General features: G+C 68.5%; 15 protein-coding genes. 7 read left to right on the top strand and 8 right to left on the bottom strand.

All coding sequences use genetic code 11. From position 1 onward, the window contains the following. Positions 1 to 14 precede the first annotated feature (14 nt). From leuC to leuB, 3 genes are read left to right on the top strand one after another with little or no spacing between them, the layout of a single operon-like run. Positions 15 to 1,436, top strand: a complete 1,422-nt coding sequence (leuC, locus tag AC3DET_RS06240; RefSeq protein WP_488391040.1) for a 3-isopropylmalate dehydratase large subunit — start codon at positions 15 to 17, stop codon at positions 1,434 to 1,436. Continuing rightward, on the top strand, positions 1,436 to 2,017 hold the full coding sequence (leuD, locus tag AC3DET_RS06245) for a 3-isopropylmalate dehydratase small subunit (RefSeq protein WP_488391041.1): 582 nt from the start codon (positions 1,436 to 1,438) through the stop codon (positions 2,015 to 2,017). Before leuC ends, leuD begins: the two co-directional genes overlap by 1 nt. Continuing rightward, the gene (leuB, locus tag AC3DET_RS06250) at positions 2,007 to 3,095 is read left to right on the top strand and encodes a 3-isopropylmalate dehydrogenase (protein WP_446537888.1); all 1,089 of its coding nucleotides are present in this window, start codon (positions 2,007 to 2,009) and stop codon (positions 3,093 to 3,095) included. The genes leuD and leuB overlap by 11 nt, the downstream gene beginning before the upstream one ends. Positions 3,096 to 3,117: 22 nt before the next feature. Here leuB and AC3DET_RS06255 read toward each other — a convergent pair whose 3' ends face one another. From AC3DET_RS06255 to AC3DET_RS06265, 3 genes are all read right to left on the bottom strand, one after another. Next, positions 3,118 to 6,084, bottom strand: coding sequence for a two-component regulator propeller domain-containing protein (locus AC3DET_RS06255; RefSeq protein ID WP_488391042.1), 2,967 nt, complete (start codon positions 6,082 to 6,084; stop codon positions 3,118 to 3,120). Between the two features lie 80 nt (positions 6,085 to 6,164). Next, the gene (locus AC3DET_RS06260; RefSeq protein WP_488391043.1) at positions 6,165 to 9,335 is read right to left on the bottom strand and encodes an efflux RND transporter permease subunit; all 3,171 of its coding nucleotides are present in this window, start codon (positions 9,333 to 9,335) and stop codon (positions 6,165 to 6,167) included. 4 nt (positions 9,336 to 9,339) lie between these two features. Then, positions 9,340 to 10,479, bottom strand: coding sequence for an efflux RND transporter periplasmic adaptor subunit (locus tag AC3DET_RS06265; protein WP_488391044.1), 1,140 nt, complete (start codon positions 10,477 to 10,479; stop codon positions 9,340 to 9,342). A 79-nt stretch (positions 10,480 to 10,558) separates the two neighbouring features. Here AC3DET_RS06265 and AC3DET_RS06270 point away from each other — a divergent pair, with 79 nt between their 5' ends. The 3 genes from AC3DET_RS06270 (at position 10,559) to AC3DET_RS06280 (ending at position 13,402) form a co-directional block, all read left to right on the top strand. Then, positions 10,559 to 11,230 (top strand): TetR/AcrR family transcriptional regulator, encoded by a 672-nt coding sequence (locus AC3DET_RS06270; RefSeq protein ID WP_192200062.1) that lies wholly within the window; start codon positions 10,559 to 10,561, stop codon positions 11,228 to 11,230. A 147-nt stretch (positions 11,231 to 11,377) separates the two neighbouring features. After that, a complete protein-coding gene (locus AC3DET_RS06275; RefSeq protein ID WP_446537892.1) occupies positions 11,378 to 12,034 on the top strand; it encodes a protein-L-isoaspartate O-methyltransferase family protein in 657 nt (218 codons plus the stop codon). 21 nt (positions 12,035 to 12,055) lie between these two features. Then, positions 12,056 to 13,402, top strand: a complete 1,347-nt coding sequence (locus AC3DET_RS06280; RefSeq protein ID WP_488391045.1) for a TolC family outer membrane protein — start codon at positions 12,056 to 12,058, stop codon at positions 13,400 to 13,402. A 177-nt stretch (positions 13,403 to 13,579) separates the two neighbouring features. Here the strand turns inward: AC3DET_RS06280 and AC3DET_RS06285 are convergent, their stop codons facing one another. After that, positions 13,580 to 14,800: a CaiB/BaiF CoA transferase family protein gene (locus AC3DET_RS06285; RefSeq protein WP_488391046.1), complete on the bottom strand. Its 1,221-nt coding sequence runs from the start codon at positions 14,798 to 14,800 to the stop codon at positions 13,580 to 13,582. Further along, positions 14,797 to 16,098, bottom strand: coding sequence for a lipid IV(A) 3-deoxy-D-manno-octulosonic acid transferase (waaA, locus tag AC3DET_RS06290; RefSeq protein ID WP_488391047.1), 1,302 nt, complete (start codon positions 16,096 to 16,098; stop codon positions 14,797 to 14,799). Before waaA ends, AC3DET_RS06285 begins: the two co-directional genes overlap by 4 nt. A 39-nt stretch (positions 16,099 to 16,137) precedes the next feature. Between waaA and lpxL the strand changes: the two genes are divergently transcribed. Continuing rightward, positions 16,138 to 17,070: an LpxL/LpxP family Kdo(2)-lipid IV(A) lauroyl/palmitoleoyl acyltransferase gene (lpxL, locus tag AC3DET_RS06295; RefSeq protein WP_446537895.1), complete on the top strand. Its 933-nt coding sequence runs from the start codon at positions 16,138 to 16,140 to the stop codon at positions 17,068 to 17,070. Here lpxL and AC3DET_RS06300 read toward each other — a convergent pair. From AC3DET_RS06300 to AC3DET_RS06310, 3 genes are read right to left on the bottom strand one after another with little or no spacing between them, the layout of a single operon-like run. Further along, entirely contained in the window at positions 17,061 to 17,966 is a 906-nt protein-coding gene (locus AC3DET_RS06300) for a lysophospholipid acyltransferase family protein (protein ID WP_488391048.1), read from the bottom strand. The two genes, lpxL and AC3DET_RS06300, sit on opposite strands and share 10 nt — an antisense overlap. Further along, on the bottom strand, positions 17,956 to 19,278 hold the full coding sequence (locus AC3DET_RS06305) for an O-antigen ligase family protein (RefSeq protein WP_488391049.1): 1,323 nt from the start codon (positions 19,276 to 19,278) through the stop codon (positions 17,956 to 17,958). The genes AC3DET_RS06300 and AC3DET_RS06305 overlap by 11 nt, the downstream gene beginning before the upstream one ends. Next, complete coding sequence (locus AC3DET_RS06310) at positions 19,250 to 20,389, bottom strand: glycosyltransferase (RefSeq protein ID WP_488391050.1); 1,140 nt, start codon at positions 20,387 to 20,389, stop codon at positions 19,250 to 19,252. The genes AC3DET_RS06305 and AC3DET_RS06310 overlap by 29 nt, the downstream gene beginning before the upstream one ends. Positions 20,390 to 20,407 lie beyond the last annotated feature (18 nt).

A 20,407-nucleotide genomic window follows, 5' to 3' on the forward strand; every position in this document is an offset into this window, starting at 1 on the left:
ACGGGAACCTCTGCATGACCGCGCCACGCACCCTGTTCGACAAACTGTGGGACGCCCACGTCGTCGTCCCCGAGACCGACGCGGCGCCCGCCGTGCTGTACATCGACCTGCACCTGATCCACGAGGTCACCTCGCCGCAGGCTTTCACCGAGCTCGCGGCGCGCGGCCTGTCGCCGCGCCGCCCGGACCGCACCAAGGCGACGATGGACCACTCCACGCCGACCCTGCCGGCTGGCCCGGACGGGAAGCTGCCTTACTACACGCAGGCCGCCGAAACGCAGGTGGATACGCTGGCACGCAACTGCGCGCAGCACGGCATCGAGCTGTTCGACATGGCGTCGCCGAACCGCGGCATCGTCCACGTCATCGCGCCCGAGCAGGGCTTCACCCTGCCCGGCATGACCATCGTATGCGGCGACAGCCACACCAGCACGCATGGTGCGTTCGGCGCGCTGGCCTTCGGCATCGGCACCAGTGAAGTGGGCCATGTGCTGGCCACGCAGTGCCTGCTGCAGCGCAAGCCGAAGACGATGGCGATCACCGTGGACGGTGCGCTGGCACCGGGCGTGGGCGCCAAGGACATCGTGCTGCACGTGATCGGCGTGATCGGCGTCAATGGCGGCACCGGCCATGTGATCGAGTTCCGCGGCAGCGCGATCGAGGCACTGGACATGGAGCAGCGCATGACCCTGTGCAACATGTCGATCGAAGCCGGCGCGCGCGCGGGCATGGTGGCCCCCGACCAGACCACGTTCGACTGGGTGGCGCGCACGCCGCGCGGGCCGAAGGGCGAGGCCTTCGATGTGGCGGTCGCCTACTGGAAGACATTGCGCAGCGAGGACGGCGCCGCGTTCGATGCCGAGGTACGCATCGAGGCCGCCGACATCCGCCCGACCCTGACCTGGGGCACGCACCCCGGCACCGCGATCGCGGTGGACGCACCGATTCCCGCGCCCGCCGATGCGGCCGCGCAGAAGGGGCTGGACTACATGCACCTGAGCGCCGGCCAGCGTCTGGAAGGCACGCCGGTGGACGTGGTGTTCGTCGGTTCGTGCACGAACGGCCGCCTGCGCGACATGCGCGAAGTGGCGCAGGTGCTGCGCGGCCGCCAGGTCGCCGCGGGCGTGCGCATGCTGGTCGTGCCGGGTTCGGAGATCGTCAAGCGCGAAGCCGAGGCCGAGGGCATCGATGCCATCGTGCGTGCTGCCGGTGCCGAATGGCGGGAGCCCGGCTGCTCGATGTGCATCGCGATGAATGGCGACCTGGTGGCGCCGGGCCAGTTGGCCGTCAGCACGAGCAACCGCAATTTCGAAGGCCGCCAGGGGCCCGGCGCGCGCACGCTGCTGGCGTCGCCGTTGACAGCCGCATGGGCGGCGGTGAACGGACGTGTCAGCGATCCGCGCGACCTGTTCGCCGCACACAAGGAGGTGGCGTGATGCCCGGCTTCCGCGAACTGCGCTCCAAGAGCGTGGTGTTGGCGCAGACCAACATCGATACCGACCAGATCATCCCGGCACGCTTCCTGTCCACGACCGAACGTGCCGGCCTGGGCAAGAACGCCTTCAACGACTGGCGCTGGCAGGCCGATGGTTCGCCGAATCCCGCGTTCCCGTTCAACCAGGCGGAGAACGCCGGCAGGCAGATCCTGCTGGCCGGGCGCAATTTCGGCTGCGGCTCCTCGCGCGAGCATGCGCCGTGGGCCCTCACCGATCTCGACCTGCGCGCCATCGTCAGCAGCGAGATCGCCGACATCTTCCGCAACAACAGCCTGAAGAACGGCCTGGTGCCGGTGGTGCTGCCGGAGGAGATCGTGCAGTCGCTGATGCAGCGGCCGGACGATGAGCTGGTCGTCGACATCGCGAGCCGGGAACTGCGCACGCCCGACGGCTCCGTCTTCACGTTCCCGCTGGATGCCTTCGCGCAGACCTGCCTGCTGGAAGGCGTGGACGAACTGGGCTACCTGCTGGCCCGCCACAACGACATCGAACATTACGAGGCCACCCGCCATGCACGCTGATATCGCCCTCCTGCCCGGTGACGGGATCGGTCCCGAGGTCACCGCTGCCGCCGTCACCGTGCTGCGCTCACTGGCGCGGCGCCATGGCCATGCCTTCGACTTCCACGAATACGACATCGGGGGCATCGCCATCGACCGTCACGGCGAGCCGCTGCCGCAGGCCACGCTGCAGGGCTGCCAGCAGGCCGACGCCGTCCTGCTTGGCGCGGTCGGCGGCCCGAAGTGGTCGGACCCCAATGCGAAGGTCCGCCCCGAGCAGGGCCTGCTGGCATTGCGCAAGGGCCTGGGCCTGTTCGCCAACCTGCGCCCGGTGCGTCCGCACCCGGCTGCATTGAATGCATCGCCGATCAAGCCGCACCTGCTCACCGGCGTGGACATCGTGGTGGTGCGCGAGCTGACCGGCGGCATCTACTTCGGCGAGAAGACCCGCGATGCACGCGGCGCCAGCGACCTGTGCAGCTACAGCGTCACCGAGATCGAGCGCGTGGTACGCAGCGCCTTCAGGCTGGCGCGCCAGCGCCGCAGCTACCTGGTGTCGGTGGACAAGGCCAATGTGCTGGAGACCTCGCGCCTGTGGCGCGACGTGGCCACGCGGATCGGCCGAGAGGAATTCCCGGACGTGAAGCTGGAGCACCAGCTGGTCGACTCGATGGCGATGCACCTGCTGGCCAAACCGCGCGAGTACGACGTGATCGTCACCGAGAACATGTTCGGCGACATCCTCACCGACGAGGCCTCGATGCTGGCGGGTTCACTGGGCCTGCTGCCGTCCGCCTCGCTGGGCGACGGCAAGATCGGCCTGTACGAACCGATCCACGGCTCCGCGCCCGACATCGCAGGCAAGGGCATCGCCAATCCCTACGCGACCATCCTGAGCTGTGCGCTGCTGTTGCGTCACTCGCTGGGCCTGCACGAAGAGGCCGACTGCATCGAGCGGGCCGTGGATGGCGCGCTCAACGCACAGGTCTTCACCAACGACCTGGCCACCGGCGGTCGCGGCGTGTCCACGCAGGTCGCGGCGCAGGCGGTCATCGAGCAGATGCAGGCGCATTGCTACGTGGCGGAACTGCGCGACTGAGCAATCCGATGCGCCGCGCCTGTCAGTTCGACACCAGCCGGTCGCGACCCCGCTCCTTTGCGCGATAGAGGCGTTCGTCGGCCACGCGCAGCAGATCGCGCAGGTCCTGGCCCGGCTGCAGTTCGGCCATGCCGATGCTGACCGTGCAGCGCAGCGCGCTGCCGTCCGGCGCCTCGATGCTGGCCTGCGCGATGCCCTCGCGCAGCGCCTCCAGTCGCGCGCGCGCAACGGTCCACGGCAGTTGCTGGCACACCAGGAATTCCTCGCCGCCGTAGCGCGCGATCAGCACGCCTTCCTGATCGCCTGCCAGCTGCCCGGCCAGCGCCGCCACCTGCGACAGCACGTCGTCACCGAACGCATGCCCATAGCGGTCGTTGACCGACTTGAAGTGATCGATGTCCATCAAGGCGACGCAGAGCGGACGGCCTTCGCGACGGCTGGCCTCCAGCGCGTCGGCCAGGAACGCATCCCCCGCGCGCCGATTGGCCAAGCGGGTCAGGGGATCATGCCCGGCCTGGTAGGCCAGTTGTTCCAGCAGGTGGGCATGGGCCTGGCTGGCCCGCTCGAGCTGCGCGTTCTTGTCGCTCAGCTCCGAGGTGCGTGCGTCCACCAGCGCTTCAAGCCTGCGCTGCCGGCGCCGCTGGCGCCGCATCGCTATCAGCAGGATGGCCCAGCCGGCCAGCGCCAGCAGCAGCGCGTAAGCCGCCATCGCCCATGCGCGCTGCCACCACGGCGCCGCCTTGTCGAACGCCACCGCCTGCGTCACCACGGCGTCCTGCTTGCTCCAATCCGCGGGCGCATTCATCACCTGGACCTCAAAGCGCAGCTGTCCGGAGGGCAGGTTGGTGTACACGGCGGCGTGGGCGATGCCGTCGTCGGTCTCGATCCAGTCGCGATCGAAGCCCAGCATGCGGTAGCGATAACGCAGGCGCTCCGGTGCACGCTGGTTGATGCCGGTGAAACGGATCACCACCCGTCGCGTGTCTGCGGCCAGATCATGGCGCGCCTGCATGGGCAACACGCGGCCGTCGGCTTCCACGGCTTCCATTACCAGTGTGACGCCCTGGGCGCGCTGGCGCCTTGCGTCGTCGGGATCGATCACGCCAATGCCGTTTGCCGTCGCGAACCACAGCTTGCCGTCGCGCATGCGCCATCCCGCCGGTGCGCTCGCGCCGTTGGCCTGGCTGCTGGGCAGGCCGTCGGCGTGGGTGAATGCCTCCACCGGCAAGCGGGCCAGGTGATGGTTTTCCACCGCCGTCAGCGCCGGTCGGGAGATACGGAACACGCCCCGGTTGCTCGATGCCCAGAAATCGCCGTTGTCGTCTTCCAGCAACCGGAAGAGACGGTTGTTGGGCAGGCCCTGGCGATGATCGAACTGCACGAACCGCCCGTCCCGCCAGTGCAGCAGGCCGCGATCGGTCGCGATCCACAGGCTGCCATCGGGATCGGCCAGGAAGTCGAACGCGGCCACGGCGGGGAAACCGGAGCCCGGCGTCCATGTCCGCAGCGACCCATCACGGCGCATCATCGCCATGCCGTTGCTGGTGCCGATCCACATCCCGCCCTCGCCGGTTTCGTACAGGACGTAGACATTTCCTTCGGGCAGGCCGTCGGCGGCACTGTAGTGCCGCACGACGCGCCCCTCCCGGTACACGCTCAGGCCCTCGTTGCTGCCGATCCACAATGAGCCATCCGCGCGCTCCAGCAGGGCGCGCACATGGTTGGAGGGCAGGCCCCGTGCTTCGTCGATGCGCCAGGGCAGCGTCTGTTTGGTGTCAGCGGTAGCAGGCAGGTGGATCACGCCCTGGTCGTAGGTTCCCACCCAGAGCCCGCCGTCGCGCGCGTTGGCCATCGACAGCACGGAGGGGTCGGGCTTGCCATCGAATGCCAGCGACACCGCGCGGCTGCGACCGTTCTCCCATGCGTCCACGCCCATCGGATGACCGATCCAGACGCCCTGGCCCGGCCGTTCGATGATGGCGCGCACGTAGATGTCGCGCAGACCGTTGCTGCGTCCAAGTCCGAAGACGGGCCCGTCGGAGATGCGGAACAACCCGTTCGTGGTGCCCACCCACAGCAGGCCGTCACGATCCTCGAACAGGGCCGGGGCCAGGCGGCCCATCAGGCCGTTGCGCTCTCCCAGCGTCTCATGGCGCCCATGCACATACCGGCGCAAGCCATCCAGGGTGGAGATCCACAGATTGCCGTTGCGGTCCTCCAGCATGGCCTCGGCACGCGCACCGGTGATCTGTTGCGCGCGACCCCGTTCGATCCGCCATGCACCCCCGCTTCCTCCCACCAGCATGCCGCCCCAGCGCGAAGGCTGGATGGCAAGCACAGAGGTCTCGGGCAGGCCCATCGCGCGTCCCCAGTCGCTGGCCCGGCCCTGGGCGATCCGGAACAGGCCGTGCCGGTTGCCCACCAGCGCCTGCCCGTCGGACAACGGCAGAATCGCCAGCACGCGCTCGTTGGCCAGGCGCGCGTGTGCGCTGCCAACGTCGTGCAGACGACCATCGCCGTCGAGGCGGAACAGGGAATGATCGGTACCGATCCACAACACCCCGTCCGGACCGAACCGCAGCACCGACACGTCCGGCAAGGTGCCTGCCCGTCCGGGCAGGCGTTGCCAGCGGCCCTGGTGAAACCGCAGCAGGCCGGGGCCGACACGCCCCAGGCTGAGCACCATGCCGCCCTCGGGATGGGGCGTGATGGCACGCACGCCCTCGATTTCCAGGCCCTGCACGGTGCCCGCGTCGTACTGGGTGAAGCGGCGACCATCAAACCGCGCGGCGCCTTCCCATGTTCCGGTCCACAGGTAGCCGTCGGCATCCTGGCTGAGGGCGTGCACCAGGTTGTGCGACAACCCGTCCTCCATGGTCCAGCGCGCAAGCGTGTACTCCTCCACCTTGCGTGCAGGGTCGAGCGCCCACGCGGGCGCGCCGACGAACAGGGCCAACAGGCAGAGGCCGGGGATCAGCAGGCAGCGCACGGCACCGGGTCCGGAGGTCTTCGACCTGTGCAGTATCGGCTGCGGCGGGGGTTTCTTTGAACCCCGCCGCGCGCGGGGCGTTACGGACCGGCGCCCTGCTCCGGCTTGACCTTGAACCATGCCGCATACAGCGCGGGCAGGAAGAACAGCGTCAGCACCGTGGCCACGGTAAGGCCGCCCATGATCGCCACCGCCATCGGGCCGAAAAAGGCACTACGCGACAGCGGGATCATCGCCAGCACCGCCGCCAGTGCGGTCAGCACGATGGGACGGAAGCGGCGCACGGTGGCGTCGATGATCGCGTGCCAGCGGTCATGCCCGGCACGGATGTCCTGGTCGATCTGGTCCACCAGGATCACCGAGTTGCGCATGATCATGCCGGCCAATGCGATGGTGCCCAGCATGGCGACGAAACCGAACGGCACCCGGAACACCAGCAATGCCAGGGTCACGCCGATCAGGCCCAGCGGCGCGGTCAGCAGCACCAGCGCCACCCGCGAGAAGCTGCGCAGCTGCAGCATCAACAACGTGGTGACCACCAGCAGGAACAACGGCATGCCGGCGGCAATGGACTTCTGCCCGCGCCCGGAATCCTCCACCGTACCGCCGGTCTCCAGCAGGTAGCCCTGCGGCAACTGCGCGCGTATCCCGTCCAGCGTCGGCAGGATCTGCTGCACCACCGTGGGCGGCGTCACGTCGTCATTGCGGATGTCGGCGCGCACGGTGACTGTCGGCAGACGGTCGCGGTGCCAGATGATGCCGTCCTCGAACGCGTATTCGAGGTTGGCGATCTGCGACAGCGGCACGCTGCCGCCGTTGCTGGTCGGCACGGCCAGGCTGCCCAGCAGGTCCAGGCGGGCGCGCTCTTCGTCCGGTCCCCGCAACAGGATCTCGACCAGTTCGTTGCCTTCACGATAGGTGCTCACGCTCAGGCCCGACAGCGAACCCGACAGGAAGTGCGAGACCTGCGCCGTGCTGACACCCAGCGCGCGTGCGCGATCCTGGTCGATCTCCAGCCGCACGACCTTGCTGGGCTCGCTCCAGTCCAGGTTGACGTTGGTGACGTGCGGGTTCGCGCGCACTTTTTCCGCCACCTGCCGCGCGATCGCCTGCGCGCGGTCGACGTGCTCGCCGGAGATGCGGAACTGCACCGGATAACCCACCGGCGGCCCGTTCTCCAGCCGCGTCACGCGGAACTGCAGCTCGGGGAACTGCGGGCCGACCTCGTCGATCAGCCAGCGGCGCACGTCCTCGCGGGCCCGGGCGTCATCCGTCAACACGACGAACTGCGAGAAATTCGCCTGCGGCAACTGCTGGTCCAGCGGCAGGTAGAAACGCGGCGAACCGGTGCCGATGTAGGCCACGTAGTTCTGGATGCCCTTGCGCGTGGCCAGCAGTTTCTCCAGCTTGCGCGCCTGCGCATCGGTGGACTTCAGCGAGCTGCCCTCGGCCAGTTCCAGGTCCACCATCAGTTCCGGGCGTACCGAATCCGGGAAGAACTGCTGCGGCACGAAGCGGAACAGCGCGATCGACGCGACGAACGCCGCGACGGTGACGCCGATCACCAGCCAGCGGCGACGCAGGCAGAACGCCAGCCAGCCACGGAACCGCTGGTAGAACGGCGTGTGGTACGGATTGTGGTCGTGCGCGTCATGCGGCTTCGGCGCCAGCAACGCGCCATACTGCGGCCAGCGATCGGCCAGCCGCGCACGGAACCCGTGCCAGCGCGCCGCGAACGAACCCGGTTTCGGCGGCTGCGGATTGCCCAGGTCGGGCAGCATCTTGTCGCCCAGGTAGGGAATGAACAGCACCGCCGCGACCCACGACACCACCAGCGCGATGGTCACCACCTGGAACAGCGAACGCGTGTACTCCCCCGTGCTGGACGCCGCCGTTGCGATCGGCAGGAAGCCGGCCGCCGTCACCAGCGTGCCCGTCAGCATCGGGAACGCCGTGGACTCGTAGGCGAAGCTGGCCGCCTTCAGGCGATCGAAGCCCTGCTCCATCTTGATGGCCATCATCTCCACCGCGATGATCGCGTCGTCGACCAGCAGGCCCAGCGCCAGCACCAGCGCGCCCAGCGAGATCTTGTGCAGGCCGATGCCGAAGTAGTGCATCACCGCGAACGTCATCGCCAGCACCAGCGGGATGGACACCGCCACCACCAGCCCGGTGCGCAGGCCCAGCGAGAAGAAGCTGACCAGCAGCACGATGATCACCGCTTCGGCGAGCACGCGGACGAATTCGCCCACGGATTCCTCCACGGCGGCCGGCTGGTCCGACACCTTGCGCAGTTCCATGCCAAGCGGCAGGGTCTTCTGCAGGCGCTGGAACTCGGTCTCCAGCGTCTGGCCGAGCTTGAGGATGTCGCCGCCGTCCTTCATCGCCACCGCGATGCCGATGCCGGGCTGGCTCATGAAACGCATGCGCGGCGCGGCGGGATCGGCGAAGCCGCGCTTGATCTCGGCGATGTCGCCCAGCTTCACCGTACGGCCGCCGGCGCGGATCGGGAACTCCCGGATCTCGTCCACCGAACTGAATTCGCCGCTCACGCGCAACTGCACGCGATCGCTCGCCGTTTCGAAGAAGCCGGCCGGCGTCATCGCATTCTGTTCTTCCAGCGCCTGCTGGACCGCGCTCAATGGAATGCCGAGCGTGGCCAGCTTGGTGTTGGACAGTTCGATCCAGATCTTCTCGTCCTGCAGCCCGACGAGTTCGACCTTGCCCACGTCGTCCACCCGCTGCAGTTCCAACTGGATCCGGTCGGCATAGTCCTTCATCACCGCGTAATCGAAGCCATCGCCGGTGAGCGCATAGATGTTGCCGAACGTGTCGCCGAATTCGTCGTTGAAGAACGGACCGATCACGCCGCTCGGCAGCGTGGCACGGACGTCGCCGACCTTCTTGCGCACCTGGTACCAGAGGTCCGGAATTTCCTTCGACTTCATGGAGTCGCGCGCCATGAAGATCACCTGCGATTCACCGGGACGCGAGTACGAGCGGATGAACTCGTAGTTGCCGGTGGTCATCAGCGCCTTCTCGATGCGCTCGGTCACCTGCTGCGAGACTTCCTCGGCGGTCGCGCCCGGCCATACCGTTCGCACGACCATCGCCTTGAAGGTGAACGGCGGATCCTCGGACTGGCCCAGGTGCTTGTACGACCACGCACCGATGATGCCCAGCAGGATCATCAGGAACAGCACCAGGCTGCGGTTGGTCAGTGCCCATTCGGAAAGGTTGAAGCGGCGCATGCCGTTACTCCGGGCGCGATGCGATGTTGGCCGCATCGCCACCCGCGGCGACCCGGAGCGGGCGGTTGTTGCGGTCCACCGGCACCACGGTCTGCCCTTCGCGCAGGAGATGTCCGCCGGCCGCGACGACCCAGTCGCTGGCCTTCACTCCGCCCAGCACCGGCACCGAGGCTTCGCCATACCGCCCCAGCTGCACCACCTGCGCACGCACCCTGCCGGTCGCGGGATCGACGATCCACACCGTGGTCCTGCCCTCACTTCCACGCTGGATGGCCGACAGCGGCAGCTTCAATGCGGCCTTGCTGCCGTTTTCCTGCACGTAGACGCGCGCGCTCTGGCCCAGTTCGACCTGCTGCTGCGCGTCGCCCACCAGGCTGACGCGCGCGGCATAGGTGCGCGTCTGCGCGTCGGCAGCGGGCGCGATCTCCCGGATGGTCCCGGGCAGGCGCTGGCCGGGCGCATTCCACGGCTCGACCATCACCGGCTGGCCCACGCTGAAATCGCGGATGCGGTTTTCCGGCAGGCCGATGGCCACTTCGCGTCCGCCATCGGCGGCCAGGGTGAAGACGGTCTGCCCGGCCGCGACCACCTGGCCGGCTTCGGCCTGGCGACTGGCGATCACACCGTCGCGCGGTGCGCGCAGTTGCGAATAGCCTTCCTGGTTGCGCATCACGTCCATCTGCGCACGTGCGGCACGCGCCTGGCCTTCGGCCGCCTTGTATGCGGCAACCTGCGCGTCGTACGCCGACTGGCTGATCAACTTGTCGCCGACCAGCTTCGCGTAGCGGTCCCGGTCGCCACGCGCACGGACAAGGTCGGCGTCGGCCGCGGCAAGTTGCGCCTGCGCGGCCTGTGCCTGCAGCGCGAAGTCGCCCGCGTCCAGCAGCGCGAGCACCTCGCCCTTCTGCACGCGTGCACCGGCGTCGACATTGCGACGCACCAGGTTGCCGCCGACACGGAACGACAGCGGACTCTCCTCGCGTGCGCGCACCTCGCCGGCATACGCCGAGAGGGCGGCCTCGGCGCCACCGCCAGGGTGGACCACCAGCGCGGGGCGCGGCGATTCCACAGGCTGCTCCGCACCGCACGCGGCCAGGCCGAGCAGCACGATTCCGAACACTCCGTTCCAGCGCATATGGCGCATACACCGCTCCATGACGACTTCAATTAGTAGACTTGGCGGTATAGTATAAATATCGAACCGAGTAGTCTAGTATTAAGACATGGTCAGCCCGCCCACTTCCGCCAGCCGTCGCAAGCCCCCCGCCAAGCCCGCCACCAGCGGTCCCGGCCGCCCGAAGGATCTCGGCAAGCGTGCCGCGATCCTGGAGGCCGCCAAGCAATTGTTCGCGCGCGAGGGTTTCAACGGCGTCAGCATGGACCAGATTGCCGCCGAGGCGGGCGTCTCCAAGCTGACGGTCTACAGCCACTTCGGCGACAAGGACGCCCTGTTCGCCGCCGCCGTGCAGGCCAAGTGCGAGGAAATGCTCCCCGACACGCTGTTCCAGATCGAGCTGAAGGGCTCGCTGCGCGAACAGCTGAAAGCCATCGCACAGGCTTTCTTCGCGCTGATCACCAGCGAAGAGGCCATCAGCACGCACCGCATGATGATGGTCCCGGGCAACATCGACGACAAACTCAAGCGAACTTTCTGGGAAGCCGGCCCGCAGCGCACCCATGAAGCGTTCGCGGCACTGTTGCAGGCGCAGGTTGCCAAAGGAGAGCTGGACATCCCCGACGTGGCGACGGCCTCGATCCAGTTCTTCACCCTCATAAAGGGCGAATTGCATGCCCGCATGACATGCGGCCTGTGCAGCCAGCCCGGCCAGCTCGACACCCGGCGGCATATCGACGCCACCGTGGACATGTTCCTGAGGGCCTATGGCCGGCGCTGAAGCTGAAGGCCAGCCCCGCGCGCCGGAGGTGGCGATGACTTCCGGCACTGCGCCCGCCATGGGGGCTGCCCCGATCCTTGCCCAGCGCGGACGGGGCCAGCCCGGTAAAATGCCCGGCCCAGCCCCCCGCGTCGGATAACCACCCCCATGACGATCAACTACACCCAGGCCCGCGAAAACATGGTCGAGCAGCAGGTACGTCCCTGGGACGTGCTGGATGCGCGCGTGCTGGAAACGCTGGCCACGCTGCCGCGCGAGGTCTTCGTGGCGGACTCGCACCGCGCGCTGGCGTATGCTGACCTGGAATTGCCGCTGGGCCACGGCCAGTCGATGATGAAGCCCGTCGTCGAGGGCCGCACCCTGCAGGCGTTGAAGCCGCAGGCCGATGAGGACGTGCTGGAGATCGGCACCGGCAGCGGCTACCTGACCGCCTGCCTGGGCCACCTGGCGCGCGACGTGGTCAGCCTGGAAATCCACCCCGAATTCGCCGAGGCTGCGCGTGCGCGCCTCGATGCCGCTGGCCTGGGCAGCAACGTCCGCATCGACACCCTCGACGCGCTGACGTGGGACACCGACCGCCGCTTCGACGTGATCTGCGTGACCGGTGCCATGGCCAGCGTGCCTGCCCGCTTCGTGCAATGGCTGCGCCCCGGTGGCCGCCTGTTCGTCGTGCGGGGTACGTCGCCGGTGATGGAAGCCGTGCTGCACGTCAACGATGTCAACGGCCCACGCATCGAATCGTTGTTCGAAACCGACCTCCCCTACCTGGTCGGCGCCGCGCCGGCGCCCCAGTTCGTCTTCTGAAGATTAAAAAAAGGAACCCGCATGAGCCGTCGCCCCCTCGCACTAGCGCTCGCCCTGGCCCTGCCGTCTGCGGCCGGTGCCACCGACCTGATGCAGACCTATGAGCTGGCGCGCACAGGCGACCCTCAGCTGTCCATCGCCGAATCCACCCGCCTGTTCGACAAGGAAGGCGCGGTGCAGGCACGTGCAGCGCTGCTGCCTCAGATCACCGGCAGCGCGGGCTATACGCTGACCCACGACAGCCGGCCGGGCGATCCCCTGGGTGACGGGAAGAGCCGCAGCTACGGTGCCTCGGTCAGCCAGACGATCTTCGACTGGAGCCGCATCGCCAACCTGCGTGGCCAGCGCGCCATCAGCCAGGCCGCCGACTACGATCTGGCCTCGGCGAACAATGAGCTGATCACCCGTACCTCGGCCGCGTATTTCAACGTGCTGATCGGCATCGAGTCGCTGGCGGCCGCCGAAACCAACGAGGCCGCATCGAAGAAGCAGTTCGACTATGCGCAGAAGCGCCTGGACGTGGGCCTGGCCCCGATCACCGACGTACACGAAGCCCGCGCCCAGTACGACAGCGCGCGCGCCAACACCATCCTGGCCCGCAATTCCCTGGACGACAGCTACCGCGCACTGGCTGAAATCACCGGCCAGCCGATCAGCGGATTGAAAGGTCTGCCGGACGACTTCCGCCCGGAACTGCCGGCGGAACAGAACGCCCAGTCCTGGGTCGATCGCGCGCTGGAACAGAATCCCGACCTCAAGTCGGCGGAATATTCGCTGGAATCCGCACAGCATGGCGTCTCCAGCGCACGTGCCGGCCACTACCCCACCCTCAACTTCAGTGGCCGCTACACCAACGGCACCGCCTGGGACAGCGTGCCGGGCACGTTGTCGCAGGACGGCGAAGGCTACAACTGGGGCGTGACCCTGACCGTACCGATCTTCTCCGGCGGTGCCACCCAGTCCGGCGTGCGCCAGGCGCTGGCCCAGCGTGACCGCGCGTCGGACGGCCTGGAGCAGACCCGCCGCGCGCTGATCCGCAACACCAGCAATGCCTACCAGGCACTGGTCGCCGGCGTCAGCGAAGTGGAAGCCCGCCGCCTGGCGGTGGTCTCCGCGCAAAGCGCGCTGGATGCCTCGCAGGTCGGCCTGGAAGTCGGCACCCGCACCGTGCTGGACGTGCTGCAGAACCAGCGCACGCTGTTCCAGGCGCAGGTGGAGTACGCGCAGGCGCGCTACAACTTCCTGCAGAACCGCCTGCTGCTGGAGCAGGCCGCCGGCACGCTGGACGGCGCCGACGTGCAGGACGTCAACCGCCTGCTGACCGCGGATGCCGAAGCACGCCTGTCGTCGCAGTCCGTTTCGCAGTAATCCCTCGCGCCCCTGGCGTTACGGCAACGGCGGGCTTCGGCCCGCCGTTGCCGTTTCTGGCCTCGGGTCTCCTGTAGGAGCGACGTGAGTCGCGACCGGGAGCCTTCCGTCTCCAGCCAAATATCCGACGTCGTTCGGACGTGCGGTCGCGACTCGCGTCGCTCCTGCAGTCAGGACTCAGATCGCGCCGCGAGACCGCAGCGCCGCGATCTCATCGTCGCCGTAACCCGCCTCGCGCAACACGTTGTCGGTATGCTGCCCCAGCAGTGGCGGTGCACGCGGCGACTCGACCGGCGTTGCCGACAGCCTGATCGGACTGCCCACCAGCGGCAATGCGCCGGCATGCGGGTGCGGCGCCTCGACGACCATGCCGCGCGCCCGAACCTGCGGATCGGCGAACACATCGGCCAGGTCGTTGACCGGGCCGCAGGGAATGCCCGCGGCTTCGAGCAACGACAGCCATGCGCGCCGGTCGCGTTGCAGAAAGTGCGCCTGGAGCATCGGTACGAGCACGTCGCGACATCGCACGCGCTCCGCGTTCGTGGTGAACCGTGCGTCGGTGGCGAGTGCAGGTTCATCCAGCAGGTGGCACAGGCGCGCGAACTGCCGGTCGTTGCCGACGGCGACGATGATGTGACCGTCGGCCACCACGAATACCTGGTAAGGCACGATGTTGGCGTGTGCATTGCCCTGCCGTGGCGGCACGTCGCCACCGACCAGATAGTGGCTGCCCAGATTGGCCAGCATCGCAACCTGCGCATCCAGCAGGGCCATGTCGATCACCTGCCCTTCGCCCGTGGCATCGCGATGGCGAAGCGCGGCGAGGATGGCGACGGTGGCGTACAGGCCGGTGAACAGGTCCGCCACCGCCACGCCGACCTTCTGGGGCTCGTCCTCCGCAGCGCCGGTGACACTCATCAGGCCACCGAGCCCCTGCACGGCAAAGTCGTAACCCGCGCGCTGCGCATACGGACCGTCCTGGCCGAAGCCGGTGATCGAGCAGTACACCAGGCGCGGATTGGCGGCGCGCAGCGTCGCGGCATCCAGTCCGTACCGCGCCATGTCGCCGACCTTGAAGTTCTCCACCAGCACATCGCTTTGCATCGCAAGCCGCCGGATGATGGCCTGGCCATCGTCGGTGGAGATGTCCACCGTCAGCGAGCGCTTGTTGCGGTTCGCGCACAGGAAATACGCGGACTCTGCGGTTTCGTTCCCCGCTGCGTCGCGCAGGAAGGGCGGCCCCCATCCACGCGTATCGTCGCCACTGCCCGGCCGTTCAACCTTGATGACATCGGCGCCGAGGTCCGCGAGCACCTGCGTGCTCCATGGCCCGGCAAGCACGCGCGTCAGGTCCAGTACGCGCACGCCGGCCAGCGCGCGCGGCGCAACGCCGTTCATGCCACCGGAGCCGGCAGGTGCGGCGCGATCATCGCCAGTGTGCGTGCCAGTGCGCCGCGACCGTGTTCGACCAGGGCGCGACCATGGTCCGCCATGTCGTGGCGCCGCGCGTCATCGGCGAGCAGGTCTTCGATGGCGACGGCTACCCCCGTCGCGTCCGGCGCGATCACGAGTGCTTCGGCTTCCTTCAGGCGGCGGGAGATCTCGCTGAAGTTGTGCAGGTGCGGTCCGGTGACGGCAGGCGTGCCGACGGCAGCCGGCTCCAGCATGTTGTGTCCCCCGATGGCTTGCAGGCTGCCTCCGACGAAGGCCACGTCGGCGCAGGCGTAGAACGCCATCAGCTCGCCCAGCGTGTCGAGCACGAAGACATCATCGCCGGACGACGGCCAGCGATCTCCGCGCCGGGTTCCCACCTTCCAGCCGGCGTCGCGCGCGGCCTCCACCACGCGCGGGAAGCGCTCCGGATGGCGTGGCGCCCACAGCAGCAGCAGGTCGGGCCAGCGCTTGCGCAACCGCGCATGGATGGCGAGCACCGGTGCCTCTTCATCCTCGTGGGTGCTCGCGGCGATCCAGACGCGACGCTGCGCGGCCAGGTGTCCGCGGAAACCGGCGACGATGTCGGCCACGGTATCCGGCACGGGGATGTCGAACTTCAGATTGCCGACGTCGCGTACCTGTTCGGGCGCGGCGCCCAGCTGCACGAAACGGGCGGCATCGTCACCGGACTGCGCGGCCACGCGACGCACCGTGCGCAGCATGCGTGCGATCAGCGGACGCAGCACGCTGTAGCCGCGCAGGGAACGCGCTGAAAGACGCGCGTTGAGGATATACACCGGCACCTTCCGGTCATGGCAGCCGAACAACAGGCTGGGCCACAGCTCGGTCTCCATGATCAGCGCCAGCCGCGGTGGGAAATGGCGCAGGAACCGCGCGACGGCGCCGGGAAGATCGTAGGGCGAGTACACATGCAGCACGCGATCGCCCCACAGCGCCTGCACGCGCTCCGAGCCGGTGGGCGTGATGGTGGTGATCAGCAGGCGCAGGCCGCGATGGCGCCTGAGCAGTGCGTTCACCACGGGCGCGGCCGCGTTCACTTCCCCCACCGAGACCGCATGCAGCCAGACATCCACCGGACTGCCCGGTGTGTCGTAGCTGCCGTAGCGTTCGTTCCAGCGCTGGAAGTACTCGGGGTAGCGGAAGCCGCGCCAGATCAGGTGGTACAGGGTGACCGGCGTCAACACGTACAGCACCGCCGAATAGAGGGCGCGCAGCAGGCGTTCGGCGGTTCGGTTCGGCATCGCCGACAAGGATACCCGGGGCCGCCGTTACAATGGGCCATGGCCGAAACCGAGAAGCGATCCGCCGACGCCCGCGAGCGTCCACCCATGGGACCCGCACAGTGGCCGGCCTGGCTCGGCATCGGGCTCGCATGGCTGGTGGCGCGCCTGCCGTGGGCGTTGCAGCGCGTGCTGGGACGCCTCATCGGCACGCTGCTCTTTGCCGCGATGCGCGAGCGCAGGAACGTCGCCCGCCGCAACATCGCCCTGTGCTTCCCGGAGCTGGACGCGGGTGCCCGGGACGCGCTGGCGCGCGCCAGTTTCGGCGAGCTCGGCATCGGGCTGTTCGAGTTCGCGCGCGCCTGGTGGGGCAGCGTGGCACCGATGCGGCGGGGATTGCGGGTCGAGGGCCTGGAGCACCTGGCGGCGGCGCGTGCCGGCGGCCGCGGAGTGATCGTGGTGTCCGGACACTTCACTACACTGGAGATCTCGGCACGACTGATGTGCGACCACGCACCGCTGGCCGGCATGTATCGCCCGCACAACCAGGGCGCGATGGAATGGGCGGTCAAGCGCGGCCGCCTGCGTTATGCCACCGCAATGTTCACCCGCGAAGAGTTGCGCCCTGCACTGAAACACCTCAAGCAGGGCGGGCTGCTCTGGTTCGCGCCCGACCAGGACACGCGGCGCGGCGAGAGCGTGTTCGTTCCGTTCTTCGGCCACCCCGCCTACAGCCTCACGTCCACCCATCAACTGGCGCGGCTGTCGGGCGCAGCGGTGATCGCGTTCTCGCACGTCCGACGCGAAGACGGTGGTTACACGCTGACATTGTCGCCCGCGCTGGAGGATTTCCCGTCATCGGACGCCACGGCGGACACTGCGCGCGTGATCGCCGCGATCGAGTCCATGGTGCGCGAAGCCCCCACGCAATACTTGTGGATCCACCGCCGCTTCAAGCGTCAGCCCGACGGACGCGGCGAACTCTACCGGTAGAGGCCGGGTTCGCCCTGGGGCCGCGTCTTGAAACGGCGGTGCACCCACAGGTACTGCTCGGGATGCCGGCGCACCACGGCTTCCAGTTCCGCCATGTAGCGTGCTGCATCCTGCACCGGGTCGCCGGTCGGCCATCCTTCCCACGTCGGCTCGACGTGCAGCTGGTAGCGACCCGCCGCGTCACGGTGGAACCAGAACGGCAGCACGACGGCATTGCTGCGGCGTGCGAGATCGGGCGTGGCGGTCAGGGTCGCGGCCTGCACGCCGAAGAACGGCACGAAGGCATTCTGGTAGTTGAAATCCTGGTCCGCGGAATACGCGACGATGCCGCCGCGCGACAGCGTGCGCAGCAGGCCGCGCACATCCTTCTTGCCGATGACATCGGCGAAGACGCGGCGACGGGCAGTGTCGAGCAGATGCTCGATGCAGGGATCGTTGTTGCGCCGCGCGACGATGCTCACCCGTTCGCCCAGCGCGTCGCCCAGCAGGCGCGCGCACAGTTCGGAGTGCGGAATGTGGCCACCGAACAGCAGGATGCCGCGCCCCTGTGCGCGCGCGGCGCGCATGTGTTCCAGCCCCTGCACGTCGGCCAGCCCGCGCAGCGCCTGCGCAGGTGCATACCAGCCGCGCACGAGTTCGAACATGCCGGTCACCGTGGCGCGCAGGGTGTCGCGCAGCAGGCGGGCGCGGGCACGGTCATCCAGTGCGGGGAAACACAGCGCGATGTTGGTCGCCGCGTAACGGCGCCGCTTGCCGAGCAGCGGCCACAGCAACCACGTCGTGAGGTTCCCGAGCCGCAGCAGCGCCCGCTGCGGCAACCGCGCGACCGCCGATGCGATCAGGTTGGCGGGCGCCACGAACCAGCAGCGCGCGCCCGCCGCGTGCTCAATCGTCATCGCGCGCCAGCAGGCTGCCGGCGTACAAGGCCGCCAGCATCAGCGTCAGGCCGCCCCAGAACGTGGAATAGAACGCAAGGTGCGTGTTGAACGGGAAGACCGTCACCGCCAGCGCCAGCATCGCCGGCCGCGCGCGCTCCTTCGCCTGCGGCGCGGCATAACGCCAGGCACGCCATGCCAGCGCTGCGCCCGCCAGCCACAGCAACAGGCCGATGACGCCGGTTTCGCTGAGTACTTCCAGCACGATCTGGTGGGCGTGGAACGCCGGACCCTGGCCCCATGCAGGCCGCTCGCCGGCCCCTGCATCGCACCCGGGGAATGCTTCGCGGAAGCCCCGCGCACCCACGCCGTTGATGGGGTGCTCGACGATCATGCAACCGGCGGCGGACCAGATCTGCCCACGGCCCGACAATGCGGTGTCCACGCCGGATTCGTTGGCGGTCAATGCATGCGTGGTGAGCCGGATGCGCTCCCGAAACTGCGTGGAAGACATGGCTAGCAGCGTCAGTATCAGCAGTCCCGCCGCCAGCACACCGAACAGCCTGCGCAGGCCGAGCAACCGCCACCCGGATACCACCAGGACCAATGCGTAGGTAATCCATGACGCGCGGGCGCCCGCAAGCAGGATGACCAGACCGATGGCCCCGGCGGCCAAGATCCATCCGAGCGAATCCATGCGCCGCGCCGCTGCAAACAGCAGGAACGGCGACAGGCTCGCCATCACGACGCCCAGCTTCCGGTTGCAGGGGCCGAGGAAGCCGCTGAGCCTGTCGATGCCGGCCATCTGTTCCGCAGTGCACATCGGGCGTCCGCTGACCAGTTGCTTGAGCTGGTCCAGGCCCCAGAACAACGGACTGGTGCCGAACACGACCTGCGCCAGCGCGTCCAGCGTCCACACCGCGACGATGATGGCGAGACCGTTGAAGGTGGTACGCCGCGCTTCCCTGTTCGCCACGGCGGCCGCCACCAGCCACAGGAACGGCAGGTAGCGAAGATCCACCGCGGCCTCGCGAAATGCCCGCGGTGCGTCGACGGCATCCACGGCCGAGATGACTTCGGGCAGCCAATAGGCGGCAAACAGCGCGCTGGTCAGCGCCCATGCCGCGCCGCTCAGCAGGCGCGTGCCGCCACGGAACCTGTCGAGCAGCAACCGGATGACGGCCGCCAGCGCGCCCAGCACCATCACGGCCTCGGCATAGCCCGGTGCCGGCCAGAGGGCGACGAACGTCAGCACCCACGCGGGTGCCCAGCGCCAGCCGTGGGTGCGGTCACGGACAGGCATGTCAGGGATCGATGGCGAGTCTGCGGTCATCGGCAAGGTCGTGGTAAAGGGCGAGCGTGGCGTCCTGCATCGCGCGCAGGGTGTAGGCGTCCATCGTAGCCAATGGCGGCGGCGGATGGGCGAGCATCGAACGCGCCGCGTCGAACAGGCGGTCTCCATCGAATGCCGGCACCGCGCCCGCGGGCTGCAGCTCGCGCAGCAACTCGCCGGCACCGCCATGCGCCCAGCCGGCGACGGGACGTCCCACGGACAGCGCTTCGACCACGGTCCGGCCGAACGCTTCGGGCTTGCGCGACAGCTGCAACACCAGGTCGCTGGCGGCGTAGGCGCGTGCGATGGCGGTTGTCGGTGGCGTGATCGCGAGCGCATCGGCGCATCCGCCACGTCGCGCGTCTGCTTCCAGGTCGAGGACGTAGTGCTCGCGCCCCGCCTCGCGCGTGCCCGGCATCCAGAGGCGTGCATCGATGCCGCTGCCACGCAGGCGGGCCAGCAGCGCGATGGCATCCTGGTGGCCCTTGAGGCGAGTGCCGCGCCCCGGCAGCAGCAGCAGCGGGCCTTCGCCCACCAGTGCAGGATGCTGGGTGGCAGCCCACGCACGTGCGTCAGGATCGCGCGAGGGCGCGCGCGGGAACTGCGCCGGATCGATGCCGCGCGGAATCACGACCAGCTTGCCGGCGTCGGTCTGCGGATAGTGCTGGCGCAGATACGCGCGCACCGTGTCGGACACGCAGATCACGCGCTCGCCGTACGTCATCACCGCGCTGTAGCGCCCAGGCGAATTGAGACCGTGCATGGTGGTGACGAATCGTGGCCGCGCGGCTGCGGGCATCGCACGGATCGCCCACAGGCCAAGCCACGCAGGAAGCCGCGAGCGCGCGTGCACGATGTCGGCGCCGACATCGGCGAACAACCGGCGCAGTGTGATCACATGGCGCAACGTCACCAGTGATTTGCGACCGATGTCGAGCGTGACGTGCTCCGCGCCCGTCGCCCGCAACGCCGGCTCCAGCCGCCCGCCCGCCGACACCACCACGGCACGGTGGCCTGCGCGCACCAGTGCATCCGCGATCTCGAGGGTGGAACGTTCGACGCCGCCGGATTCCAGCGCCGGCAGCAGCTGGACGACGGTCAGGCGGCGCATGGGCGATGGGCCGCGCGC

The organism is Pseudoxanthomonas sp. 97-1-1 (assembly GCF_057773125.1).